Source organism: Shigella sp. FC1967 (assembly GCF_001743005.1).
GTDB lineage: Bacteria > Pseudomonadota > Gammaproteobacteria > Enterobacterales > Enterobacteriaceae > Proteus.
Genome location: NZ_MIIZ01000660.1, coordinates 1 through 5311, shown reverse-complemented (window position 1 = coordinate 5311; position 5311 = coordinate 1). Strand labels below are relative to the sequence as shown.

The following is a 5311-nucleotide window of genomic DNA, read 5'->3' as shown; positions in this document are numbered from 1 at the left end:
TTCTTAGCCAGAGTGATGAAGAGCAAGCCACATTTAATCATGATTTTAGGAAAAAATTGATCATGGATACACTTTTTTTGTTTTGTTAAATTTAGTAATGAATAACTTTCTTACATATTGATATATCGATTATTTTTTTATTAAAAAAAAGTTAAATCTAATCTTATTTTTAAAGAGAGGTTTTTTTTGATATAGGTTTATCTCTTACTCTGCGTGATTCTCTCGGTGACAGTTGCTAAACTATCATGTAATCTGCGCCCCTATTGCAGTTGGAGAGACAAATGAACGATTCTTATGAAGGTAAAAACGGCAAAGTAAAAGTGATGTATGTCCGCAGTGAGGACAATGCCGATAATAAACCTAAAAAACCATCCCGCCGTCCTGAAAATGGTCGTGGTGATAGCCGTGATAATAAACGCGGTAATAACCGTGACGACAAAAATCGTGATAATAGACGTGGTGATAACCGCGATGATAAAAATCGTGATAACAGACGTGGTGATAACAAATTTTCTCGTCGTGATGACCGCGGTGCAGGTAAGCCTTCAGGGCGTGGCGCGTCACGTAATGAATCAAAACCTTCTCGCGATAGCGAAGGCGGAAGTTTTTCTCCATGGAAAACGATTTCTCGCCCAGCAGGTGAAGAGGCAATTAAAGAGCACGATGGCATTACCGGTAAGAGCCAAATCGATCCTGAACAGTTGCGCCGCCAACGTTTAGAAGAAACACGTATTTATGGTGAAAATGCTTGTCAGGCAATGTTTAAAAATCGTCCTGATGCCATTGTTCGCGCTTGGTTTTTACAAGATGTGACACCACGTTTTCGTGATGCACTAAAATGGATGGCAGCAAACCGTAAAGCCTATCACGTTGTTGAAGAAGAAGAGATGGTCAAAGCCGCTCGTACTGATCACCATGGTGGCGTATGCTTCTTAATTAAAAAACGTGTCGGCCATGATGCAGAAACCTATCTGAAAGATGCACCTGAACATGATTGCGTATTAGCACTTGAAGATGTGGGAAATCCACATAACGTTGGTGCAATTATGCGTAGTTGTGCGCACTTTGGTATAAAAGGTGTTATCTCTCCTGATTCTGCTGTATTAGAATCGGGTGCAGCTGTGCGTACCGCAGAAGGTGGTGCTGAATATATCCAAGGTATTGATGCTGATAACTTTGCTCAAACGTTAGATAAATTTAAAAAAGCGGGTTATACGCTGGTGGCAACCTCAAGCCATAAAGGCAGTGTGCCATTATCAAAAGTACAATTACCAGCGAAAATGGTTCTTATCTTGGGTCAAGAGAAAGATGGCCTAAGTGAAAGTACCTTAAATCAAGGTGATATGAGTATTTACATCGGTGGAACAGGGCATGTTGAAAGCTTAAACGTCTCTGTGGCTTCTGGTGTATTATTAGCGGAATGGTGGCGTCAACACCAAGGCTAATCGTTTTATTACTTTAAAGAATAATATAAAAAATCCCGCTTAATAATATGATTTTTAAGCGGGATTTTTATTGATAAGAGCGGTACTAATACATTATTTTCCTGGTGTAAATGGCGGTTTAGCAAACCAAACCACGATCATCATGATGAGAAAAATACCTGCCGCTAACCAAAAAATCTCATTGGCTGAAATAATTAAACCTTGCTCTGTGATCGTCCTTGCCAAATAGGCTGATGCTTGTTCATTGGAAAGACCAAGATCATTCATTTGTTGGTACGCCATTTGAGAATCAGGATCGAGCGGATTAATTTTTTCTACAAAGGTTTCATGGTGAAGTGACTCTCTTTGTGTCCAAATTGTTGTGGTTAATGATGCACCAATTGCCCCAGCTAATGTTCTTAAAAAGTTTGAAAGACTTGATGCTGATGCCATTTTTTCTGGCGGTAATCCAGATAATGTCATTGTGGTTAATGGCATAAAGAAACATGCAACAGCTAAACCTTGCCAGAATTGAGGCCACGCCACAGTGGCAAAATCCATTCCTGGCTCGAAGGTATAGGCTCGCCAATAAAAACAGACAGAAAACATAATAAAGCTGAAGCTGATGATATAGCGTAAATCCACTTTACCACCAAACTTACCTATAATCGGAGTGATTATTAAAGGTAATAAACCAACTGATGCTGATGCTAATCCTGCCCATGTTGCTGTATAGCCAAAGACTTCTTGTAAAAGCAGTGGCAATAAAACGATAGTACCAAAATAGATCATATAGGCGAGGCTGAGAGTGACACAACCAATGGTAAAGTTTCGGCTTTTAAAGAGTGAAAGGTCTATCACTGGGTGATCATCTGTTAACTCCCAAACAATTAAGAAGCTAAGTGCAACCACAGCAACAATGGCGAGGACGATAATTTCTGTCGAATTAAACCAATCGAGCTCTTTACCCTGATCGAGCATGATTTGTAAAGCGCCTATACCTACAACGAGTAAAACAAGACCAATAGTATCGATGGGCTTAATTTCAGTTTTTGTTTCGCGTCCTGCTAAGGTGTTTGATATACACATAATAATCAACACACCAAATGGAACGTTAATAAAAAATATCCATCCCCAATGATAGTTATCACTGATGTAACCACCTAAAATAGGCCCTAAAATCGGCGCAACAACAATGGTCACAGACCATAGGGCAAGTGCCATATTTCGTTTTGCTGGTGGATAGTTATTCAATAACAAACTTTGAGATAAAGGAATAAGCGGTCCGGCAACTAAACCTTGAAGCACACGAAAGAAAATAAGCATTTCAAGGCTTTGTGAGATTCCACAAAGCCAAGAGGTTAACGCAAAAAGTGCCGTTGACCACATAAAGAGTCGAACTTCACCAATACGTTTTGCTAACCAACCTGTAATTGGGATAGAAATAGCATTCGCCACACCAAAAGAGGTAATAACCCAAGTTCCCTGTGAGTTAGAAGCACCTAAGTTTCCTGCAATAGTTGGAATGGCTACGTTAGCGATTGTAGAATCGAGAACTTGCATAAAGGTTGCCAACGCAAGAGCGATGGTCATTAAGGCAAGTTTTCCTCCTTGTAATGGCTCTTTGATCACCTTTACACCTCGCCTTTATTGTCCCGCATTTTGTTCAATGATTTCATTGATCAGTTTATTAATCTCTGACATCTCAATAGTTAAAACATCCGTATGGTAAGCAGGTTGTTGGCGCTCGCTGTGTGATAATACTTTTCCATCAAGGTTAATCGTATCAACAGTCACTTCAGAAGAAAGCCCTATACGCAATGGTTTTTCAGCTAATTCTTTTTCATCTAATGAAATACGAACAGGTAAGCGTTGAACAACTTTTATCCAGTTACCACTGGCATTTTGCGCAGGTAATAATGAGAAAGCACTACCAGTCCCCATATCTAAACCTAATACAGTACCGTGATAAATCACTTTTTTCCCATAAAAATCAGTTGTGATCTTTGCTGGTTGACCAATACGCATATTGGCGAGCTGTGTTTCTTTAAAATTGGCATCAATCCACATACCCGTTATAGGAATAACAGCCATTAACGGTTTACCTGGTGAGACTTGCGCACCAACTTGAACACTACGACGTGAAACATAACCATCTGTTGGACTTAAAATTTTAGTGCGTTCTAAGGCCAGCCATGCATTACGAACATCGGTTGATGCTTGCAAAACAGAGGGTTGTTTTGCAATTGGCGTGTTTAAGATAATTGCCTGATTAGCATTATATTGCTCTTTTGCAACGTCTAAAGCCGCTCTTGCGGTGGAAACCGCTTCTCTTGCATGTTGAAGTTCTTCTTTACCAATAACATTGCGTTCGCCTAAAACCTCACGGCGACGAAGATCATTTTGTAATTTAGTGAGTTCTGTTTCGCGTAAAACGATGTTTGCTTTTAATTGACGACCGTTGATGATTTGTTGATGCATTTGGCGAACACTATTCGCTAATGCTGTTTTTGCTTTTTCTAGTGCCAGTTTTTCATCACTTGAATCTAATAAAACTAAGGGGTCACCGGCTTTTACAAAATCGGTGTTATCCACATAAACAGTGGTAACAGAACCAGAAATCTGTGGCATCACCATGATTTGATTGCCTGTTACATAAGCATTATCTGTTGTTTCATGATGTCTTAACACCATAAACCAATAAGCTGTATAAGCTGCACCAGCAATAATAAATAGAATAGTTAGCAACAGTAGAACATTTCGGCGAGTTCGTTTTTTATTGCGAATGGGAGCCTGAGGGGGGATATTTTCCTCATTAACACTCATTTAGAAGATCTCCATAGAACCAGAAAAACATCATTAGCTATGTTTCCAGTTTTAAAACTGGAAACATAATTATAAAGTCAATCTTAGAATAATTATTAGCGTGAAGGTAAATTATAAATGCTAATGGGTAAGTATGTTTGCCGATTTATGGCGTAAATAGGATTAGATCAATAAAACTATTTATTATGCTACTTATTCACAATCTTTTTCAGCTAACGTATCTAATTGTAATAATAACTTACGCATTAGTGTCTCAAGCTGTTTTTGTTCCGATTGATCTAATACAGACCAAATTTGTTTTAAACACTGATGTTGCGGGGGTAATAAGCTATTTAAAAACTCTTCACCAGCATCAGTTAAATGGAGATGTAAACAACGGCGGTCATTATGGCTTTCACGACGTTCAATCCAACCTTGTTTTTCAAGCTCATCAGCAATACGCGTTGCATTTGTTCTTGAAGAACCTAAAGCTGCACTTAATTCTGATGGTTGAATACTACGATTTTCTGTCGTATCTAAAATCATTAGTGCCATAAATAATGTCTCGTTAATGCCCTGAGACTTCAACATATTATTACGACTTTCAAGAAGCTTGCTTTGAACATGCATAGAAAGACGAGTTAACAATATTTCTTGATAAGGAATATCTTTGTTAAGCGATTTCTGTTGTGTAGCGCGAGTGTTTAGTAATTCTTCTGTTGGCGTAAATGAGCTTTCCATTTTTAGACACCTTGTTAGTTTCGAAAAATTAGGATAATGCTGTTATCAACATGTTAAATGGTATATTAAACACACAATTTAGCAATTTTTATTATTTATAGTCACTATGTTTTTTTTTGATTATGTTACCTGATTCATAAAATTTTCTGAATGATAACACAAAAAAAAAAGGATAGGTACTTATCTCTTTGCAATAAGTTAATAAAATCAATTTATCACTTATCTGACAATGAATAGTAGTCTATTTGCGAAAAAAAGGGATCATTTTTTTACGATAAAACACGTAATAAATTTTATTATTACTATCATTTGTTACTATGTTTATAGTATTGAAATGAAAT

Annotated in this window: 4 protein-coding genes; 1 reads left to right on the top strand and 3 read right to left on the bottom strand. The window is 37.8% G+C overall.

All coding sequences use genetic code 11. The annotated features are described in order from the left end of the window. Positions 1–281: 281 nt before the first annotated feature. Entirely contained in the window at positions 282–1445 is a 1164-nt protein-coding gene (locus BHE89_RS08985; RefSeq protein ID WP_069370026.1) for a tRNA/rRNA methyltransferase, read from the top strand. Positions 1446–1538: 93 nt separating this feature from the next. Here the strand turns inward: BHE89_RS08985 and emrB are convergent, their stop codons facing one another. The 3 genes from emrB to mprA form a co-directional block, all read right to left on the bottom strand. Further along, positions 1539–3056, bottom strand: a complete 1518-nt coding sequence (gene emrB / locus BHE89_RS08980; RefSeq protein ID WP_069370027.1) for a multidrug efflux MFS transporter permease subunit EmrB — start codon at positions 3054–3056, stop codon at positions 1539–1541. 15 nt (positions 3057–3071) lie between these two features. Next, on the bottom strand, positions 3072–4250 hold the full coding sequence (gene emrA / locus BHE89_RS08975) for a multidrug efflux MFS transporter periplasmic adaptor subunit EmrA (RefSeq protein WP_069370028.1): 1179 nt from the start codon (positions 4248–4250) through the stop codon (positions 3072–3074). Positions 4251–4442: 192 nt separating this feature from the next. Further along, a complete protein-coding gene (gene mprA / locus BHE89_RS08970; protein ID WP_069370029.1) occupies positions 4443–4970 on the bottom strand; it encodes a transcriptional repressor MprA in 528 nt (175 codons plus the stop codon). Positions 4971–5311 lie beyond the last annotated feature (341 nt).

Excerpts from the sequence above, each read along its gene's own strand:
- mprA (WP_069370029.1), bottom strand. The coding sequence starts at position 4,970 with ATGGAAAGCTCATTTACGCCAACAGAAGAATTACTAAACACTCGCGCT.
- BHE89_RS08985 (WP_069370026.1), top strand. The coding sequence starts at position 282 with ATGAACGATTCTTATGAAGGTAAAAACGGCAAAGTAAAAGTGATGTAT.
- emrA (WP_069370028.1), bottom strand. The coding sequence starts at position 4,250 with ATGAGTGTTAATGAGGAAAATATCCCCCCTCAGGCTCCCATTCGCAAT.